The sequence below is a fragment of the Lentzea kentuckyensis genome (assembly GCF_002150765.1).
Taxonomy (GTDB): Bacteria; Actinomycetota; Actinomycetes; order Mycobacteriales; family Pseudonocardiaceae; genus Lentzea; species Lentzea kentuckyensis.
Genome location: NZ_MUYM01000084.1, coordinates 57,690 through 75,447, shown reverse-complemented (window position 1 = coordinate 75,447; position 17,758 = coordinate 57,690). Strand labels below are relative to the sequence as shown.

Sequence of the window (17,758 nt, the reverse complement as noted above, 5' to 3'; positions counted from 1 at the left end):
ATGAGACATCCTCTGTCAACCTCAGGCGGCAGCTCGGGAGCTGAGGGCCTGTTGACGGTTGCGAAGGTGAATGCTCTCGTCGTAGCGGACGCCTTTGGCGAGGCAGTGCCACAGGATTTCCAGCCAACGGTTGCCCAGGGCGCGCAGGGTGGCGTGGTGGCCTTTGCCTGCGGCGATCTTGGTGTCGTAGAACTCTCGCGCCCACCTGGATTTGGTCAGGCTGCAGAAGGCCCATTGATAGACGGCGTTGCCGAGGTAGCGGTTGTGGGCCAGGCGGCGGGCGACGGTCAGTTCGCTGCGTCCGGAACGGCGGGTGACGGGCGCGGTGCCCGCGTAGCACTGCAGTCCGCTGGGCGTGTCGAACTGGGTGATGTGTTCTCCGATTTCTCCGGCGATCCGGGCGGCGAGGATGTCCCCGAGACCGGGGAAGCTCAGGTAGATGTCACCGCCCGGGATCGCTTTTCCCGGATCGGGGTCTTTCGGTTTTTTCGCTCGCCCGTAGCGGGCCGAGCCGAGCAGCAGTTCGGCCATTCTTCGTTCCCAGGCTTTCCGGGCCTGGCGCAGCGCCAGCAGTTGGGTGGCGGTGAGCGCGATGGTGGTTTCTTTCGCCCGCACCAAGTAGTCCTTGACGGGCAGTTGCTCGGCGGCCAGGGCGTCGGCGACCCGAGCGGCGAAACGGGCGGGCCAGCCGTGCTTGGCGGCGCGGGCGAACGTTTCGATCTCCTCAGCGCCGGCATCCGCGAGCTGCCGATGACCAGGCCAGCGGGCCAGCAGCTTCAGCATGACCGGGGAGCCGAGCTCGTCACCGGCGATCGCCAGCGCGGCTGGAAACGTCGTGAGCAGGTCGGCGCGCAGCCGGTTGAGCAGGCGGCGCTCGTCGCGGGAGGCGCGTTCGTCGTCGCGGGTGATCGACCGCAGCTCGCCGGCCAGCTCGCCGTGCGGGATCAGTTTGCGCAGTTCCAGGAACTGGTCCAGTGCCATCAGACAGCAGATTCTCGCGTCTTCGGCGTCATCTTTCTTCTTCGCCGGCCCGCGGCGGCGGGCGACCAGGTCCGGGTTGACCGGCAGCACGGTGAATCCCGCGTCCACGAGCGATTCGACCAGCAGGCCGTGCCGGGTTTCCAGCACGATCCGCACCTCGGCCGGATCGGGTTCCAGCTCAAGGCAGCGGGAAACCAGCCGATGAACTCCGGCCGTCGTGTGGTCGATGCGGAACTGTTCGATCACACCTTTTCCGGGTTGGCCCAGTGCCACGTCGTGAAACGATTCGGCCCAATCGATTCCCACACCGAGCATGCGGCCCGGCTCCTCTCGTGTTCAGGGACGAGAAAGCTGGAGCGGGAGGCGCTGCGTCGTGCTGATAAACCAGTCCTCATAGGGACGACATCCTCCAAGACGACAAGCCTCCGGCTACAACCTCCGAGGACGCCGTCTCATTTTAGTCCTCGCAGGACAAGCGACTGGAGCGTTCCTCGGAGGTCCCAGCCATGTAAGGAAGGTAGTCCTATCAGCGCCTTCTACCTGCCCCTGGGCGACAACACCTTCCGCTCCACCGAGCACACCGTCGGCCCGTGGGGCCCGGACAGCCAGCACCTAGGCCCACCTTCCGCCCTCCTGGTGCGTTCCCTGCTGGCCATGGGCCGCCCGTCTTTCTCGCGCGTGACGTTCGAGGTGCTGGGCCCGGTCCCGGTGGCCGACCTGACAGTGTCCACTTCGGTCGAACGCCCCGGCCGCTCCGTCGAACTGCTGTCAGCCGCCCTCTCCTACGAGGGCCGTGCAGTCCTGACCGCGCGTGCGTGGCACATCGTCGGCTCGGACACCACAGCCGTGGCCGCCGGCGCTTCCCCCGCGATGGCACCACCTTCCACCGCCGTGCCGATGGAGATCCCGGACTTCTGGTCCGGCGGCTACCTGGCCGCAGTGGAGTGGCTTTCGGTGTCCGGCGGCATCTTCACCCCCGGCGACGCCCAGGTGTGGGCCCGCCCGCGCGTAGCCGTGGTCGCCGGCTCCGAGCCCACACCGCTGGAATGCCTGTTCTCGGTGGTCGACTCGGCCAGCGGCGTTTCGTCCCGTGTGGACATCCGCAAGTGGTACGCCATCAACACCGACCTGACCGTCCACCTGCACCGCCAGCCGGTCGGCGAGTGGGTGGGCATGGACGCGCGGACGACCATCGGCCCGGACGGCGTCGGCCTGGCCACCAGCGTGGTGCACGACGTCGAGGGGCCGGTGGGCACCACGGCGCAGGCGCTGTTCGTGCGCGAGCGCTGATCACAGCTCCGTCCAGACGACCGTCACATTCCCACGACGTTCGCCGGGGACGAGCTCGTACTGATCGAGCCCAGAACGGTCGCGGACGAGCCCGATCGCGCCGGCCGCCGTCCCCGCCTCGACCAACGCCGCCCGGACCGCCTCCGCGCGACGCTCGTTGAGCTCGAGGTGGTCGTATCGGATCGTGAAGTGGCCGCCTGGCGGCAACGCCTCGACCCAACGCCGCAACGAGCTCATGGCGTTCTCGTCGAGATCAGCCGCATTGCGCGCGAACGGGACACCGAACAACCAGCTCGGCGGCGCCTTGAGCTCCTGGCTCGGCGTCGGCGCGGGTGCCACACCGTCCTCCGTGTCCGGTGGAGACACGGTCACCTTCGTGTTCCGGTGTGCCCAGCTCATCGAATCCGTGCCGAGCTGCGCGTCTTCGCCACCCCGGAGCCCGAGCCCGAGCCCGATCCCGAGCCCGGCGAGCACTGTCACCACCGCGGCCGCCGCGATCGCCGTCTCGAACGTGGAGATCTCGTACGTCGACGCAGCCTCTTGCTCAGCCGGAGACGACATGACGACGGGCCGCACCACCGCGCCGACATCGGCCACGAACGCTTGGTGCCGTGCCCTGAGCATCTCGTCGAACTGGTCGTCGGTCATCATTTCTCCTCCCCTGGGGCGAACATCGCACGCAGCGTCGTGCGAGCCCGGCTGATGCGGTGGTGCGCGGTGCGTTCCGGGATGTCCAGTTCGGCCGCGATCTCCTTGGCGGTGAAGCCCTCCAGGTGGAGCGCGAACGGGACACGTTGCCGTTCGGGCAGGCTGTTGACGGCCTGCACGAGGTCACCGTGGCGTTCCACGACCTCCCCGACACCGGAGTCGTGGTCGCTGGGCGGGCGGAAACCGTTGCGCACCAGCTTGGTGAGCAGTCCTCGCTCGGCCTTCGCGTGACGCGTCGCGATCCGCTTCGCCGTCGTGCGCACCCACATGCGCTTGTTCGTGTGCACGTGGAGCCACGACCAGTAGAGCTGCTCCAACGCCTCATGGGCCGCTTCTTCCGCGATGTGGTGGGAGAAGCCGAGACAACAGAGCCACGCCACGATCGACGCGTGCTCGGCCTCGTGGAAACGCCGGAAGTCCGCCTCGACGTCGGGCGGTTCCTCGTGGGCCATCCGTCTCCGAGCGCCAGGTTCAGGTTCGTCGAGAACATCACGCGGCATCGTCATCGCATCACGACCCGCTCGGCCGACCGAGGATCGAGACCACGCCCAGGCCGACCGCCAGTCCTGCGGCCCCGACAGTGACAGGAACCGATCCGGTCAGCGCGTACAGGCTGCCGACTCCCGCGAGCACACCGTTGACGAGCAACGCCGCCTCGCCCTGCCCGGCCCGCCCATCCTCGCGTCTTGTCATGCCGTACAGGGGAATCTCGGAGCGTTGCACCGCAACCAGGAAGCCGAATTCACCCGACCGAGTCATCTGGCGAAGGCGTAACGTCAGCGGGACTGTGAAGAGGTTCGCGAACCGGCAAGAGGCGGGCCGCGCCCTAGCCGCGCGACTCGCGGCACAACCGTGGCACGACCCGCTCGTCCTGGGCCTCCCCCGAGGCGGCGTCCCCGTCGCGAAGGAAGTGGCAACACACCTCAACGCCGAACTGGACGTGGTGGTGGCGCGAAAGATCGGCGCCCCAGGCCACCCCGAGTACGGCGTAGGCGCCGTCACCGCGGACAGCGAACCCATCTACGACCGAAGAGTGCTCCGAGCCCTGAACCTCACCGAGGAACAACTAGGCCGGACCTGCGACGAAGAACGCGCCGAGGCAGCCAGACGCACCGCCCTCTACCGCAACGACAAACCGCTCACCATCGAAGACCGCGACGTGATCCTCGTGGACGACGGCCTGGCCACCGGCGTCACGGCCAAGGCAGCACTGCACTGGATCACCCAACGGAAACCGAGAAGCGTCACTCTCGCCGTCCCGGTAGCGGCGAGAGACTCGCTGAGCACCTTCAAGATCCCCGTCACCGCCATCCTCGTCCCACGCCACTTCGGCGCGGTCAGCCGGTGGTACGAGCGGTTCGATCAGACCACGGACGCCGAGGTGCTCAGCGCGCTCTCGTAGTGCTCCACCACGGGGAACGGCGAGTAGAACTTGTGCAGCAGCGCGGACCACTGCGCGTACGTCGGGCCCTGCCGGAAGCCCACGGTGTGCGCCTCCAGAGACTCCCAGCGCACCAGGAGCAGGTAGCGCGAGGGCGTCTCCAGGCACCTCAGCAGCTCGAGGCCGCGGAAGCCCGGCGAGGCGCTGATCAACGACCGCGCCTCGCCGAACGCCCACTCGAACTCGACCTCGGAACCCGGCAGCACGTCCAGCACCGCCTGTTCGAGGATCACAGCCGGCAGAACCTGATGTCCGAGGCCAGCACGGCCTTGGCACCGATCGCGGCCAGCTCGTCCATCACCTTGTTCGCCTCCTTGCGCGACACCATCGCCCGCACGGCCGCCCAGTCCGGGTTGGCCAGCGGCGCGACCGTCGGCGATTCGAGGCCCGGGGTCAGGGCGATCGCGTCGTCGAGGAGCGAGCGCGGGCAGTCGTAGTCGAGCATCAGGTACTGCTGCGCGAAGACGACGCCCTGCAGGCGGGCCGTGAGCTGCTTCTTGGCGGCGGTCAGCTCCGAGCCGTTGCGGTGGATCAGGACCGCCTCGGACTCGCAGATCGGCTCGCCGAACGGCACCAGGTCGTGCTGGCGCAGCGTGCGGCCGGAGCCCACCACGTCGGCGATCAGGTCGGCGACGCCCAGCTGGATCGAGATCTCCACGGCGCCGTCGAGACGGATCACCTGGGCGCTGATGCCGCGGGCCCTGAGGTCGCGGCCGACCAGCTTCGGGTAGGCGGTGGCCAGGCGCTTGCCCTCCAGGTCCTCGACCTTCCAGTCCGTGCCGCGGGGCCCGGCGTAGCGGAAGGTGGACGAGCCGAAGCCCAGCGCGAGGAGCTCCTCGACCGACGAGCCGTTGTCGTCGGCGCCCGAGTCAGCGGCCAGGTCGCGGCCGGTGATGCCGAGGTCGAGGTCGCCGGACGCCACGTAGATCGCGATGTCCTTGGGACGCAGGAAGAAGAACTCCACGTCGTTGTTGGGGTCGAGCACGGTCAGGTCGCGCGGCTCGTGCCGCTGCCGGTAGCCGGCCTCGGTGAGCATGGCGGAGGCGCGTTCGGCGAGCGCACCCTTGTTCGGGACTGCTACGCGCAGCATGTGGAAGTCTCCGTCAGAGGTACTTGTAAACGTCTTCGAGGGTCAGGCCGCGGCCCAGCATGAGCACCTGGAGGCGGTACAGCAGCTGCGAGATCTCTTCGGAGAGCTTCTCGTCGGACTCGTACTCGGCGGCGATCCAGACCTCGCCCGCCTCCTCCAGCACCTTCTTGCCCTGCGCATGGACGCCGGCCTCGAGCGCTGCGACGGTGCCGGAACCTGCCGGCTTGGTGGCGGCTCGTTCGGTCAGTTCGGCGAACAGGGAGTCGAAGGTCTTCACGGCACGACATCCTCCCATCTCCGCGACCCCCGTCCACACCGCGGTCGCATCTGTCCCAGGCCGTGGACGTGATCTGTCCTGCATGGACACCCAGTAGCGTGAACTTCCGTGTCGGAGTTCGCCGAGGTTCTAGAAGCGTTGCGCCGGGTGCGCGGCATCAACCCGTTCTTCGCGCTCGACGTGGGCCGTCCGGACGAAACATGGCTGCCGGGAACGGCACTGCTGACCGGCCCGGCGCTCAAGACCACGATCGACGCCATCGCGACCCGGTACAAAGCGGAGGAACCACGCGTCGCGGCGAGCCTGTTCTTCCTCAGCTACACCGCGCGGCTGCTCAGCCCGCTCACGGCCGCGAACATCCCGATCGACGTGCGGCCGGAAAACCTGTGGTGGCACTACGACATGGCGAACGGCCTGAGCGTCCGGATCGACCAGCCGCGACTGGGCCCGGCGGCCGCCGAGGCGCTCGCACCCGTCGTGGAGGCGATCCACGCGGAAGTTCCGGTGGCGCGTGGATTGTTGTGGGGCAACGCGATGTCGAACATCGCGGGCGCGCTCAAAATGGTTGTCCGCGCACGCATGCTCACGGCCGAGGAAGCGGAACTTCGCGGTGCGCGGCTGATGAGCGCACCGCCGTACGAACAGGCGGGAGAATTCATCCCGTTTCCGGGCGAGGTCACGTTCCGGCGTCGGTCGTGCTGCCTTTACTACCGCGTTGCCGCAGGTGGGAAGTGTGGCGACTGTCCGCTCGTGAAGTGAGGAACGCAACAACTCTTATGGCCGGTTGTGCTTAACGGGCCGATCAACTTACGGTGCACGCGCCGCAGTGACGGGAAGCCGGTGAAAATCCGGCGCGGTCCTCGCCACTGTGACCGGGAAGCGATCCCCGCCGAGCACGTCACTGGCCCGCAGTACCGGGGCTGGGAAGACGCGGGGGCAGCGTTGATCCGGGAGTCAGGAGACCGGCTGCGGCGCCGCAAGGAGAGTTGACCTTCCACGAGGTATGGAGGAGCCCGTCATGACGAGCCCCGCAGCACATCTGTCCGCCGTCCGCGTGCCCAAATGGGCCCTCGCCGTCTCACTGCTCGGCCTCATCGTCACCTACCTGGTCCTGCAGGAGAACGGTCTCGCGCTCGGTGCGAGCTCGGAGCTGCTGCACGAGTTCTTCCACGACGGCCGGCACGCGCTCGGCGTCCCGTGCCACTGATCTGATCACCCCAGATCAAGCACATGACTGAGCACGCAGTGACGTACAAGTTCCTTGCACTGCGCGGAATCGCGGCGGGCGGCATCGCCGGTGTCGCCTCCGCTCTCGTGCAGCTGCTGGTGACCGAGATCCCCATTCGCGCCGCGCTCGCGGTCGAGGAGGCCCGGGAACCCGCCGGCGAGTCCGCCGGCCACTCGCACGGAGGCGAGGAAGAGCTGGTCAGCCGCGGCGCCCAGGTCGTGGGCGGCATGCTCGGCGTGATCATCGTCGGCATCGCGGTCGGGCTCGTGTTCGCCACGGCCTACGCGCTGTCGAAGCGCTGGTTCGCCGACCGGACGCCGTTCAGCCGCAGCTTCGCGTTCGGTGCCGCGGTGTTCGGCGCGGTGGCGTTGCTGCCGTGGCTGAAGTACCCGGCCAACCCGCCCGCCGTGGGCGACCCGGAGACGGTGAACTACCGGACCGCGCTCTACCTCGGTGTGGTGGTGGCAGGTCTGGTGATCGTCTGGGGTGCCAGCTGGCTCGCCGAGCAGCTGCGCGCGCAGTCGCAACCGGTGCGGGTCACGGCCGTGCTGCTCGCGGTGGCCGCGGCCGTCGCGGTGGTGCTGGCGGCGTTCCCCGCGCCGCCGGACACGATCCCGGCGGACATGCCGGTGAACGTGCTGTGGCAGTTCCGCCTCAGCTCGCTCGCCCAGCTCGCCACGCTCTACGTCGGTCTCGGCGTGGTGTTCGGCCTGCTGGTCGACCCGGCCACGCGCAAGGCCAAGGCCGCCGGCAAGGCCGCTGTCGCCTGATGGTGTGGGGTGGCCGCACGTGCGGCCACCTCACCCAACCGGCGTTGGTACGTTCGACGCATGCCGGACAGTGCCGAGTTGCTGGAAGAGATGCGTCAGAAGGTCGAGTTCTTCGAGCAGGCCAACCGCGCGGCCGAAGCCCGTGCCGCCGGGTACGACGCGATGGGCACCGAACTCAGAACGGTCGAGGCCAGCGCCCAGTCCCCCGACCGGTCCGTGACGGTCGTCGCGGGTTTGTCCGGTTCCATCAAGGAAATCCGGTTCACCGAGGACGCGAAGCGGCTCAGCACCACGCAGCTCTCCCAGGCCGTGATGTCGGCGCTGCAGCAGGCCGTCGCGGCCGCCGCGCGTCAGCAGGCCGAGATCGTGCAGAGTCACGTCGGCACGGACATCCCGATCGCCGAGCGCGTGCTGAAGACCCAGCAGGAGATCTTCGGGCCGCCGTCCGCCGAGCCTCCCGCTCGCCCGCGCGGGGACGACGACGGGGACACCGGCAGCATCTTCCGCCGGGACGAACGCTGGTGACCGGCTACGTCGTGCACCCGGACGAGCTGGCCCGGTGCGCCAAGTCCGTCGGCGGCCTCTCCGGCGTCTCGACGAAGCTCAACGACGCGGCCACGACCGCGTCCGTGCCCGCGATCAGCTGGGGCGCGCTCGGGCACCTGCTCGGCATGTACGAGCAGTACGACGCGTTGCTCGGCGACCTGCACGGCCACTTCGGCAGGATGACCGAGGGCTTCGGCAAGATCGACGCCGCCCTCACCGCCACCGCGCAGACCTACGCCGACAACGAGAGGACGACCGCCGACGCGTTCGGCAAGACCCTCCGAACAGGACTCGACAACGCTTCGGCGCCGCCGATGGTCTCCGGTGGCAAGGCTTCCTCCGGCCTCGGAGCGCTCGGCGGCAGCTACGGCGACCAGTTCTCCGGCGGCAACGTCGGCAAGCAAGCGGCGAAGTCCGTCCCGTTCGGCGGCAGCAGCTACTCGCTGATGAAGGACGCCACCAAGCTCGGCGACTCCATCAGGTCGGGTGACGGTGCGGCGATCGCGAAGGACGCCGTCTCGGTCATCTCCGACATGAACAACTTCATGCAGGAGGGGATGAAGCTCGCCGGCGCCATCGCCGACCCGCTGAACTTCCTGATCAGCAAAGGACTCGGCTGGCTGCTCGACGTCGTGGCGCCGCTCAAGCAGGCCGTCGACCTGGTCACCGGCGACCCGGCGGCCACCAGCAAGGCCGCGGGCACGTTCAACGACATCGCGAAGCAGACCGAGGAACTGGCCCGCACGTTCGACGACCGGCTTCGCGAGGGTCTGCAGAGCTGGAAGTCCGAGGCGGGCGACAAGGCCGCCGCGAAGCTCGACGGCTTCCACCACGGCATCGAGGGCACCGCCTCCACCGCGGGCCACGTCGCGTCGGTGCTGCAGGCCAGTTCGATGTTCATGCAGGTGGCCGAGGACATCATCAAAGGCATCCTGAGCGACCTGATCGAGTGGCTGGTCGTCACCTGGATCGCCGCGCAGCTCGCGGCGATCCCGACGTGCGGCGCTTCCGAGGTCGCCGCCGCCGGGGCGACCGGTGTCGAGTCGGGCATCGCGACCGCCAAGGCCACCGGCGAGGTCAACAAGGTCCGCTCGATCATCCAGAAGATCATGAACGTGCTGAAGCGGATCCGCGAGGTCCTCCGCGAGTCCAAGATCGGCAAGGCGTTCGTCGAGGGCGCGTCCAAGAAGCCCGACACGCTCGGCAAGGCGTTCTCCGAAGCCGTGGAGAAGAACGCGGAGAAGGTGCTCGGGCTGGACAAGAGCGGTCCGGACGGCATGAAGTACACGGACCCGGTCAAGATCGCGAACAAGGTAGCCGGATACGCCGACGGCATCTACAAGACCGTCGCGTACGACCAGCGCGGCGCGGACCAGGAGGCGGCCAGGACCGACCAGGAGCTCGACATCTGATGTGGTGGCGGCCCAAGCGTTTCAGGCCCACAGAGGTGGTTTCGTCCGTCGGCGGACGCACTTTCACGACGCGCACCGAGGTCCGGGTGGTCGGCCTCGAATCCGTTGGTGGTGACCAAAAAGCGCGCGAGGAAGCCTTCGTCTCGGTGAGCACGTCGTTGGGTCCGTGTCCGCCGTTGCGAGTCTCTCACCGTGCGACCGAAGACTGGCGTCGCATCACGCACGACGAGAACGCGGGCGCGGTGGCGTTGGGTGTTCCTGCGTTCGACGACAGGTTCCTGGTGTTCTGCGACGACCTCGCGTTCGTGCGCTACCTGACGCCGGCACTGACCGCCGAGCCGTGCGAGTCGACCGGCGGCCTCGAACTGGGCGGCGGGACGATCACTGTCCACCGCGAGGGCGTGAGCCACGACGTCGCGGCCGCGAACTACCTCAACGCCCTGATCCCGTTGCTACCACCGGAGTTGCGCCGATGAACGACGCGCCGATCGTCGTACCGCTGTCCGACGAGGCCGCCGTGGTGGTGGAGCAGGACCGCGTGCTGTTCACGCGGCTCGTCGCCGGGGCGCGCACGGCCACCGACGTGATCGGCGTGCCACTGGCGGCCGTCATGAAGGTCGAGCCCGGCGTGCTGCTCAAGCCGCTGAAGTACCGCACGCCCGAGCACACGTCGAGCCACCCGCTGAAGTTCGAGCTGCCCGCCGGCCCCGCGGTGTGGCTGCGCGCGGCGTTCGACGTCATCATCCCGACCGCCGATCCACGTGGCCTGGCCGCCGAGATCGAACGCCGCCGGCACCGCGTCGCCCGCTACGGCGGGGTGGCGGCGTCCTTGGTGTGGGAGAAGAACCCGCGGCTCCGGGTGTCGGGCCCCGACGGGTACGTGCCCGGCGTCCTGCCGGGCGCGCCGCTGGCACCGGACATCGGCAGGTGGCACGCCTCCGAGCCCGTTTCGGTGGGCCCGTTGTCGCCGGGGTGGCCTCCTGGCGAGCCGGTCGTGCCGGCCGCGGTGCCGTATCCCGAGTCGTTGCCGGTGGTGTCGGAGACCTTGGCGAACGGCGTGCGGTTCTCGGTGTCGGTGCGGCGGACGTTCCTCGGGTTCGAGCCGGTCGCGCCCGGGGTGGTGACCGACGCGGCGCCCACGTCGTCGTTGAGCGAGCCGCTGGCCGTGTGGCACGTGGTGCGGGCGGGCACGGTGCGAGGCCGGCACCGGCCGGTGAGGTGGTGTGCGGTGGACGGCCGGACCGAGATCAGGACCGAGCTGGTCGACGGGCCCGCACTGTGGTTGTGGGGGCCGGTGCAGGAATGGCTCGTGTGCACGCCACGCGCTGACGAGTTGGCTGCGGAGGTGCGGCTGCGGCAGGGCGTGGGGATGCGGTTCCCGCAGTCGAGCGATCTGGGGGCGGAGCGGCGGACGTGGCGGAACCTGTCGTCGACGCGGCCCGTGGACACCGCCGCGGGACGGGCGTTGCCGCCGGTGCCGGAGTGGGCCCCGACCTCGCCGACGCTGGTGCCGCGCGAGTGCTGGACGACGTGACTCACTCCGGATCCGGATCGGGGCCATGACCGTCCTCGTCGAACAGCCAGGTGACGCGTGCACCGTTGTGACGAGGAAACAGATCGCCCTCCGAGATGTATTTGATGACTTCGGAATGCTCCTTCATCCGGTAGCGACCAGAGCGTCCGCAGCGCTGTCCGCTCACTCCTGAAATTGATTCGGCACCAATCGACAGGTTTGCAAGGTAGCGACCAACAGGGCCGCTACCGTCACACGATGGAGTGCTCTACTCGGAACACCTGACAGGCATCGGCACCGCGTCGCGGTCGACCGCACCCTGTCGCAGCGCCGCCTCCCGGTCGAGCCTGGCCGACCTGATGTTCGCGTCACGCAGGTCGGCTCCGCGCAGGTCGGCACCGCGCAGGTCGGCACCGGTCAGCAGCGCGCCGCGCAGGTCGGTGGCGTTCTGCGGGAACGCGCCATCCAACACAGCGCACCGCAACCGGGCTCCGCGCATCGCGGCACCGTTGAGGCAACTGGTGCTCAGGTCGACGTACGGACCGTTGTCCATGGCCGTGATCGTCTGCAGGACGGTGTCGACGTCGATCTTCTGCCGGCGGAACCCGCCCTCGCACCGGGTCGGCCCGGCCGGGGGCAGCAACGGCTGGTGGTGCCGGACGAACGCCGCGAGCACCTTGGCCGCGGCCCTGCGATGCGGGGGGCGAGTCGGCCGCGATCAGGTCGAGCGAGTAGATGCCGCCCAGCCGGACGCTCATGTCCGCGCTGCCGGTCTGGTCGACGGCTTTGACGAACCGGTCGGTGATCTGCCCGCGTTCGGCGAGGTCGACCTGCCACGCCGATACATAACAAAGCACTACTAAGCAGGCTGCCAGAAGCTGTGTCCGTAACCCGATCGAGCACACCCCCGCCTTGCGTTGATGGCGTCTGCAAGTACCACCAACTCAACATCAACGGGCACTTACCTACAACCAACAGGGCAATCACGCCAGGCACGCCGGTCCGGCGCACGGCGACCAGGTTGAGCGTCGTATCGCGGTCATGGTCGACTCGGCGGCAAGCAGATGTGCATCTTCATGTGGCGCGGGCGGGGATCGGACATACCGGGCGGTGCCCATCTGTCGGACATGCTGAACAATCCCGGCTCCAGCTCCGGGTCGAGCGCGATCAGCCAACAGGGTCCCCGCAGGGCTCATGGCACCAACGGAGGCCACGCGGTTTCGGACAGGACTTCTGGCCAGTTGCTTAGAGGGTCTTCAGGACGTCCAGGTCCACGCCCACCAGCGAGTCGCGGAAGATCCGCCGCTCCCCCGCCTCCACCTCGACGTCACAGGGCACCACCAGCACGGTGCACCCGGCCGCCACCGCCGCCGCCACGCCGGTCGGCGAGTCCTCGATCGCCACACACCGAGCCGCGTCGACCCCGAGCAACCGCGCGGCTTTCAGGTACGGCTCGGGCAACGGCTTGTTCAGCCCGTCCACCTCGTCCCCGCACACCGTGACGTCGAACAGATCCCGCCCGATCGTGTCCAAAGCGACCTCGGTCAGCGAACGCTCGGTCGACGTCACCAGAGCCATCGGCACGCCCGACGAGCGCACCGCCCGCAACGCCTCGGCAGCGCCCGGACGCCACGGCAGGCCGGCGCGGAACACCTCCTCGGTGCGGCGCGAGATCCACGCGGCACCGTCCGCCAGATCCGAGTCGGAAGGCTCGATGCCCACGTCGGCGAACAGCAGGCGCATCGTGGTGGGCACGTTGGTGCCGACCATGCGTTCGCGGGTTTCCAGCGACAGCACCCCGCCGAGCTTCTCGGCGTACTCGTAAAGCGGGATGTCCCACAGTTTCTCGGAGTCCAGCAGCGTGCCGTCCATGTCCCACAGAACTGCCTGAAGATCGGAAACGACCGGGTCAGACATTGAAGTACTTCGCCTCCGGGTGGTGCGCCACGAAGGCGTCGGTGGACTGTTCCGGGTGTAGCTGAAGTTCCTCGGACAGCGAGACCCCGATGCGCGACGGGTCCAGCAGCTCGACGATGCGCCTGCGGTCTTCCATCTCCGGGCAGGCGCCGTAGCCGAACGAGTAGCGCGCTCCGCGGTAGCCGAGTTTGAAGTACTCCTCGACATCAGCGGGGTCTTCCGACGCGACGCTCAGGCCGGAGGGCCAGACCAGCTCCTCGCGGACCCGCTTGTGCCAGTACTCGGCCAGCGCTTCGGTGAGCTGGACTCCCAGTCCGTGGACTTCCAGGTACTCACGATACGCGTTCTTGCCGAACAACTCGTTGGCGTAGTCGGCGATCGGCTGACCCATCGTCACCAGGTGGAACGCGACGACGTCGACCTCGCCTGACTCCCGCGAGCGCCAGAAGTCGGCCAGGCACAACCTGCGATCCCTTTTCTGGCGCGGAAAAGTGAACCGGAACCGCTCCGGCGAGTCCACCGAGGGCTCTTCCAGGACGATCAGGTCGTCGCCGTCGGAGACGCACGGAAAGTAGCCGTAGACGACGGCGGCGTGGGCAAGAACACCTTCCGTGGCAAGGCGTTCCATCCAGTAACGCAGGCGCGGGCGGCCCTCGGTCTCGACCAGGTCCTCATAGGACGGTCCGCCGCCGCGGGTGCCCTTGAGACCCCACTGGCCCATGAACGTCGCCCGCTCGTCCAGCAGAGCCGAGTAGTCGGCGACCGGAATGCCCTTCACCACCCGGCTGCCCCAGAACGGGGGTGCCGGGATCGGGTTGTCGGTGGCCACGTCCGAGCGGCCGGTGACGACCTCCTCCTCCACCGCGACGGCTTTGCGGGCGGCGGCGATGCGCAGCGAACGTTCGCGGCGCGCCTTGCGTTCCGCGGCCTTCGCCTGGGCCTCGGGGTCGACGAGCGGGGCCTCGCCGCGTTTGGCCGCCATGATCGCGTCCATCAGCCGCAGACCTTCGAAGGCGTCACGGGCATAACGAACGTCACCGAAGTACATCTCGGTCAGGTCGTTCTCGACGTACGCACGGGTCAGGGCGGCGCCACCCAGCAACACCGGCCACCGCGCGGCGACACCTCGGGAGTTCATCTCCTCGAGGTTCTCCTTCATGATCACGGTCGACTTGACCAGCAGGCCGGACATGCCGATCGCGTCCGCGCGGTGTTCCTCCGCGGCTTCGAGGATCGTGTTGATCGGCTGCTTGATGCCGATGTTCACGACCTCGTAGCCGTTGTTGGACAGGATGATGTCGACGAGGTTCTTGCCGATGTCGTGGACGTCGCCCTTGACGGTGGCGAGCACGATGCGACCCTTGCCGCCGTCGTCGGAACGTTCCATGTGCGGTTCGAGATGCGCGACGGCGGACTTCATGACCTCGGCGGACTGCAGCACGAACGGCAGCTGCATCTGGCCGGAGCCGAAGAGTTCGCCGACGGTCTTCATGCCCGCCAGCAGCGTGTCGTTGATGATCTGCAACGCCGGGCGCTCGTCCAGAGCAAGGTCCAGGTCGGCTTCCAGGCCGTTGCGCTCGCCGTCGACGATCCGGCGCTCCAGCCGTTCGAACAACGGCAGCGCGGCCAGTTCCTCGGCGCGGGAAGCGGAGTTCGACTTGGTGGTGACGCCCTCGAACAGCTCCATGAGCTTCTGCAGCGGGTCGTAACCCTCGCGGCGGCGGTCGTAGACGAGGTCCAGCGCCACGGCGCGCTGCTCGTCGGGGATGCGGGCCATCGGCACGATCTTGGAGGCGTGCACGATCGCGGTGTCGAGGCCCGCCTGGACGCACTCGTGCAGGAACACCGAGTTCAGCACCTGGCGCGCGGCAGGGTTGAGTCCGAAGGAGACGTTCGACAGGCCCAGAGTCGTTTGCACGTCCGGATAACGACGCTTGAGCTCGCGGATCGCCTCGATCGTCTCGGCGGCGTCGCGGCGCACCTCCTCCTGACCGGTGGAGATCGGGAACGTCAGGCAGTCGACGATGATGTCGTTGACCCGCATGCCCCAGTTCGTCGTCAGGTCCTCGATCAGCCGGACGGCGACGCGGACCTTCCACTCGGCGGTGCGGGCCTGGCCCTCCTCGTCGATGCACAGCGCCACGACCGCCGCGCCGTGCTCGGAGACCAGCCGCATGATCTTCTGGAACCGGGAGTCCGGGCCGTCGCCGTCCTCGTAGTTCACGGAATTGACGGCGCTGCGGCCGCCGAGACATTCCAGACCCGCTTGCAGCACCGCGGGTTCGGTCGAGTCGAGCATGATCGGCAACGTCGACGCGGTGGCCAGCCGGGAGGCCAGCGCGCGCATGTCGGCCTCACCGTCGCGGCCCACGTAGTCGATGCAGAGGTCGATCAGGTGAGCACCCTCGCGCGTCTGGTCGCGCGCGATCTCGATGCAGTTCTCCCACTTCTCCTCGAGCATCGCCTCGCGGAACGCCTTGGAGCCGTTGGCGTTCGTGCGCTCGCCGATCATCAGCACCGAGGCGTCCTGCTTGAACGGGACGGCCTGGTACAGGGAGGACACACCGGGCTCGGGACGCGGACGGCGCGCGGACGGCCCGAGATCGCGCACGGCGTCGGCGACCTGGCGCAGGTGCTCGGCGGTCGTGCCGCAGCAGCCGCCGACGAGCCGCGTGCCGAATTCCCGCACGAACCCGGCCAGCGCCTGGGCCAGTTCCTCCGGCGACAGCGGATAAACCGCGCCATTCGGGCCCAGCTCGGGCAGGCCGGCGTTCGGCATCACCGACAGCGGGATGCGGGCGTGCTTGGACAACGTCCGCAGGTGCTCGCTCATCTCGGCCGGGCCGGTGGCGCAGTTGAGGCCGATCAGGTCGATGCCCAGCGGTTCCAGTGCGGTCAGCGCGGCGCCGATCTCCGAGCCCAGCAGCATCGTGCCGGTCGTCTCGACGGTCACCTGGGCGATGATCGGGACAACGCGCCCCTCCCCAGCCATCGCGCGCTTGGCGCCGATGATCGACGCCTTGGTCTGCAGCAGGTCCTGCGAGGTCTCGACGATGATCGCGTCCACGCCGCCGACCAGCAGGCCCTTGCACTGCTCCTGGTAGGCGTCGCGCAACGTCGCGAACGGCGCGTGGCCCAGCGTCGGCAGCTTGGTGCCGGGACCGACGCTGCCCAGCACGAACCGGGGCTGGTCGGACGTGCTGAACTCGTCCGCCACCTCGCGGGCCAGCGCGGCGCCGCGTTCGGACAGGTGGAAGATCTGGTCCGGGATGTCGTACTCGGCGAGGTTCGCGAGGTTCGCGCCGAACGTGTTCGTCTCGACGGCGTCCACACCGACTTCGAGATAACCGCGGTGCACGGCCTTCACGACGTCCGGGCGTGTCACGTTCAAGATCTCGTTGCAGCCCTCCAGACCGTTGAAGTCGTCTAGAGAGAGGTCAGCGGCCTGGAGCATGGTGCCCATGGCGCCGTCAGCGACGACGACCCGGTTCACCAGCGCTTCCAGGAACGGCGACTCTCCGCGATCACGCATGGGCCAAGCCTACGATGAGTTAGCAGGGGGAGGCCGTAGTCTTGCGCCGTGAACGATCCGTCCCAGACCCCATCACCCGCGCGCCAGCCTCTCACCGACCCGATCATGATCTGCGGGTTCGAGGGATGGAACGACGCGGGCGATGCCGCCAGCACCGCGATCGAGCACCTGCAACTCACCTGGGACGCCACGCCGCTCGCCGAGATCGACCCGGACGACTACTACGACTTCCAGGTGACCAGGCCCACAGTCCGGATGGTGGACGGGGTCACCCGAAGGGTCGACTGGCCGACCACCCGGCTCTCGGTGTGCCGCCCGCCCGGTTCCGCGGTGGACGTGGTCCTCGTGCACGGCATCGAGCCGAACATGAGGTGGCGCAAGTTCGTGGGCGAGCTCCTCGGCCACATCGAGGCCCTCGGGGTGACGACCGTGGTGACGCTCGGCGCCCTGCTCATGGACACGCCCCACACCCGGCCCGTGCCGGTCACCGGTACCGCCTACGACCCGGACGCCGCCGAGAAGTTCGGCCTGGAGCACTCCAAGTACGAGGGCCCGACCGGCATCGTCGGCGTGTTCCAGGACGCGTGCGTGCAGGCCGGCATCCCGGCGATCTCGTTCTGGGCCGCCGTGCCGCACTACGTCTCGCAGCCGCCCTCCCCCAAGGCCACGCTCGCGCTGCTGCACCGGGTGGAGGAGGTCCTCGACATCGAGGTCCCGCTCGGCGCGCTGCCGGAGCAGGCCGAGGAGTGGGAGCGCACGGTCTCCGAGATGGCCGACGAGGACGAGGACGTGCGCAACTACGTGCGTGCGCTGGAGGAGCGCGGCGACGCGGCCATCCAGATCACCGAGGCCTCAGGCGACGACATCGCGGCGGAGTTCGAGCGCTACCTGCGCCGGCGGGGCCGCGGCCCGGGCTGGCCGTCGACCGGCCCTCGCTGAGCTCTCGGGCGTCTGCAAGTACTACCAAGCGGCCGGCTGGTGGTACTTGCAGACGCCACAAAGCATGCGGGGCGGGGTTGCCGGGCAGGAACCCCGGAAAGAATTTAGCTACGA

21 protein-coding genes and 1 riboswitch are annotated in these 17,758 nt (G+C 68.6%); of the genes, 10 read left to right on the top strand and 11 right to left on the bottom strand.

Annotated features, from left to right (window positions below):
• Nucleotides 1-21 precede the first annotated feature (21 nt).
• Nucleotides 22-1,296 carry an IS110 family RNA-guided transposase gene (locus B0F77_RS34495; RefSeq protein ID WP_086667218.1) on the bottom strand — a complete coding sequence of 425 codons (1,275 nt, stop codon included), beginning with the start codon at nucleotides 1,294-1,296 and terminating at the stop codon, nucleotides 22-24.
• A 210-nt stretch (nucleotides 1,297-1,506) separates the two neighbouring features.
• Between B0F77_RS34495 and B0F77_RS34490 the strand changes: the two genes are divergently transcribed.
• Nucleotides 1,507-2,271 carry a thioesterase family protein gene (locus B0F77_RS34490; protein ID WP_245849020.1) on the top strand — a complete coding sequence of 255 codons (765 nt, stop codon included), beginning with the start codon at nucleotides 1,507-1,509 and terminating at the stop codon, nucleotides 2,269-2,271.
• Here B0F77_RS34490 and B0F77_RS34485 read toward each other — a convergent pair whose 3' ends face one another.
• Genes B0F77_RS34485 through B0F77_RS47340 form a run of 3 tightly spaced genes read right to left on the bottom strand, consistent with a single transcriptional unit; the run spans nucleotide 2,272 to nucleotide 3,672 of the window.
• Nucleotides 2,272-2,919: an OmpA family protein gene (locus B0F77_RS34485; RefSeq protein ID WP_086667217.1), complete on the bottom strand. Its 648-nt coding sequence runs from the start codon at nucleotides 2,917-2,919 to the stop codon at nucleotides 2,272-2,274.
• Nucleotides 2,919-3,431 (bottom strand): RNA polymerase sigma factor, encoded by a 513-nt coding sequence (locus B0F77_RS34480; RefSeq protein ID WP_158102899.1) that lies wholly within the window; start codon nucleotides 3,429-3,431, stop codon nucleotides 2,919-2,921. Before B0F77_RS34480 ends, B0F77_RS34485 begins: the two co-directional genes overlap by 1 nt.
• Nucleotides 3,432-3,489: 58 nt before the next feature.
• The gene (locus B0F77_RS47340) at nucleotides 3,490-3,672 is read right to left on the bottom strand and encodes a hypothetical protein (RefSeq protein WP_143467038.1); all 183 of its coding nucleotides are present in this window, start codon (nucleotides 3,670-3,672) and stop codon (nucleotides 3,490-3,492) included.
• A gap of 94 nt (nucleotides 3,673-3,766) precedes the next feature.
• Here B0F77_RS47340 and B0F77_RS34475 point away from each other — a divergent pair, with 94 nt between their 5' ends.
• Entirely contained in the window at nucleotides 3,767-4,381 is a 615-nt protein-coding gene (locus B0F77_RS34475) for a phosphoribosyltransferase (protein ID WP_245849016.1), read from the top strand.
• Here B0F77_RS34475 and B0F77_RS34470 read toward each other — a convergent pair.
• The 3 genes from B0F77_RS34470 to B0F77_RS34460 are packed head-to-tail and all read right to left on the bottom strand — an operon-like array spanning nucleotide 4,342 to nucleotide 5,787.
• Entirely contained in the window at nucleotides 4,342-4,653 is a 312-nt protein-coding gene (locus tag B0F77_RS34470; RefSeq protein ID WP_086667214.1) for an antibiotic biosynthesis monooxygenase family protein, read from the bottom strand. The two genes, B0F77_RS34475 and B0F77_RS34470, sit on opposite strands and share 40 nt — an antisense overlap.
• Nucleotides 4,650-5,510, bottom strand: coding sequence for an ATP phosphoribosyltransferase (gene hisG / locus B0F77_RS34465; protein WP_086667213.1), 861 nt, complete (start codon nucleotides 5,508-5,510; stop codon nucleotides 4,650-4,652). Before hisG ends, B0F77_RS34470 begins: the two co-directional genes overlap by 4 nt.
• Before the next feature lie 13 nt (nucleotides 5,511-5,523).
• On the bottom strand, nucleotides 5,524-5,787 hold the full coding sequence (locus B0F77_RS34460; protein ID WP_086667212.1) for a phosphoribosyl-ATP diphosphatase: 264 nt from the start codon (nucleotides 5,785-5,787) through the stop codon (nucleotides 5,524-5,526).
• A 108-nt stretch (nucleotides 5,788-5,895) separates the two neighbouring features.
• Between B0F77_RS34460 and B0F77_RS34455 the strand changes: the two genes are divergently transcribed.
• From B0F77_RS34455 to B0F77_RS34425, 7 genes are all read left to right on the top strand, one after another.
• Entirely contained in the window at nucleotides 5,896-6,546 is a 651-nt protein-coding gene (locus B0F77_RS34455; RefSeq protein WP_086667211.1) for a (2Fe-2S)-binding protein, read from the top strand.
• Nucleotides 6,547-6,594: 48 nt separating this feature from the next.
• Nucleotides 6,595-6,772, top strand: a riboswitch (cobalamin riboswitch).
• A 33-nt stretch (nucleotides 6,773-6,805) separates the two neighbouring features.
• Nucleotides 6,806-6,994, top strand: coding sequence for a CbtB domain-containing protein (locus tag B0F77_RS34450; RefSeq protein ID WP_086667226.1), 189 nt, complete (start codon nucleotides 6,806-6,808; stop codon nucleotides 6,992-6,994).
• Between the two features lie 23 nt (nucleotides 6,995-7,017).
• Nucleotides 7,018-7,785 carry a CbtA family protein gene (locus B0F77_RS34445; protein ID WP_086667210.1) on the top strand — a complete coding sequence of 256 codons (768 nt, stop codon included), beginning with the start codon at nucleotides 7,018-7,020 and terminating at the stop codon, nucleotides 7,783-7,785.
• A gap of 60 nt (nucleotides 7,786-7,845) precedes the next feature.
• Entirely contained in the window at nucleotides 7,846-8,310 is a 465-nt protein-coding gene (locus B0F77_RS34440; protein WP_086667209.1) for a YbaB/EbfC family nucleoid-associated protein, read from the top strand.
• Complete coding sequence (locus tag B0F77_RS34435) at nucleotides 8,307-9,743, top strand: hypothetical protein (protein WP_086667208.1); 1,437 nt, start codon at nucleotides 8,307-8,309, stop codon at nucleotides 9,741-9,743. The genes B0F77_RS34440 and B0F77_RS34435 overlap by 4 nt, the downstream gene beginning before the upstream one ends.
• A 35-nt stretch (nucleotides 9,744-9,778) precedes the next feature.
• Complete coding sequence (locus B0F77_RS34430) at nucleotides 9,779-10,219, top strand: hypothetical protein (protein WP_143467037.1); 441 nt, start codon at nucleotides 9,779-9,781, stop codon at nucleotides 10,217-10,219.
• Entirely contained in the window at nucleotides 10,216-11,277 is a 1,062-nt protein-coding gene (locus B0F77_RS34425; protein WP_086667206.1) for a hypothetical protein, read from the top strand. The genes B0F77_RS34430 and B0F77_RS34425 overlap by 4 nt, the downstream gene beginning before the upstream one ends.
• A 1-nt stretch (nucleotide 11,278) precedes the next feature.
• Here B0F77_RS34425 and B0F77_RS48190 read toward each other — a convergent pair whose 3' ends face one another.
• From B0F77_RS48190 to metH, 4 genes are all read right to left on the bottom strand, one after another.
• A complete protein-coding gene (locus B0F77_RS48190) occupies nucleotides 11,279-11,443 on the bottom strand; it encodes a hypothetical protein (protein WP_158102898.1) in 165 nt (54 codons plus the stop codon).
• Nucleotides 11,444-11,524: 81 nt separating this feature from the next.
• A complete protein-coding gene (locus tag B0F77_RS50615) occupies nucleotides 11,525-11,932 on the bottom strand; it encodes a pentapeptide repeat-containing protein (protein WP_281252572.1) in 408 nt (135 codons plus the stop codon).
• A 569-nt stretch (nucleotides 11,933-12,501) separates the two neighbouring features.
• Entirely contained in the window at nucleotides 12,502-13,173 is a 672-nt protein-coding gene (locus B0F77_RS34415; RefSeq protein WP_086667205.1) for an HAD family hydrolase, read from the bottom strand.
• Nucleotides 13,166-16,705, bottom strand: coding sequence for a methionine synthase (gene metH / locus B0F77_RS34410; RefSeq protein WP_086667204.1), 3,540 nt, complete (start codon nucleotides 16,703-16,705; stop codon nucleotides 13,166-13,168). The genes B0F77_RS34415 and metH overlap by 8 nt, the downstream gene beginning before the upstream one ends.
• A 105-nt stretch (nucleotides 16,706-16,810) precedes the next feature.
• On the opposite strand from metH, the gene B0F77_RS34405 reads away from it, so the two are divergent.
• The gene (locus B0F77_RS34405; RefSeq protein ID WP_207311387.1) at nucleotides 16,811-17,644 is read left to right on the top strand and encodes a PAC2 family protein; all 834 of its coding nucleotides are present in this window, start codon (nucleotides 16,811-16,813) and stop codon (nucleotides 17,642-17,644) included.
• The last annotated feature ends 114 nt before the right edge of the window (nucleotides 17,645-17,758 follow it).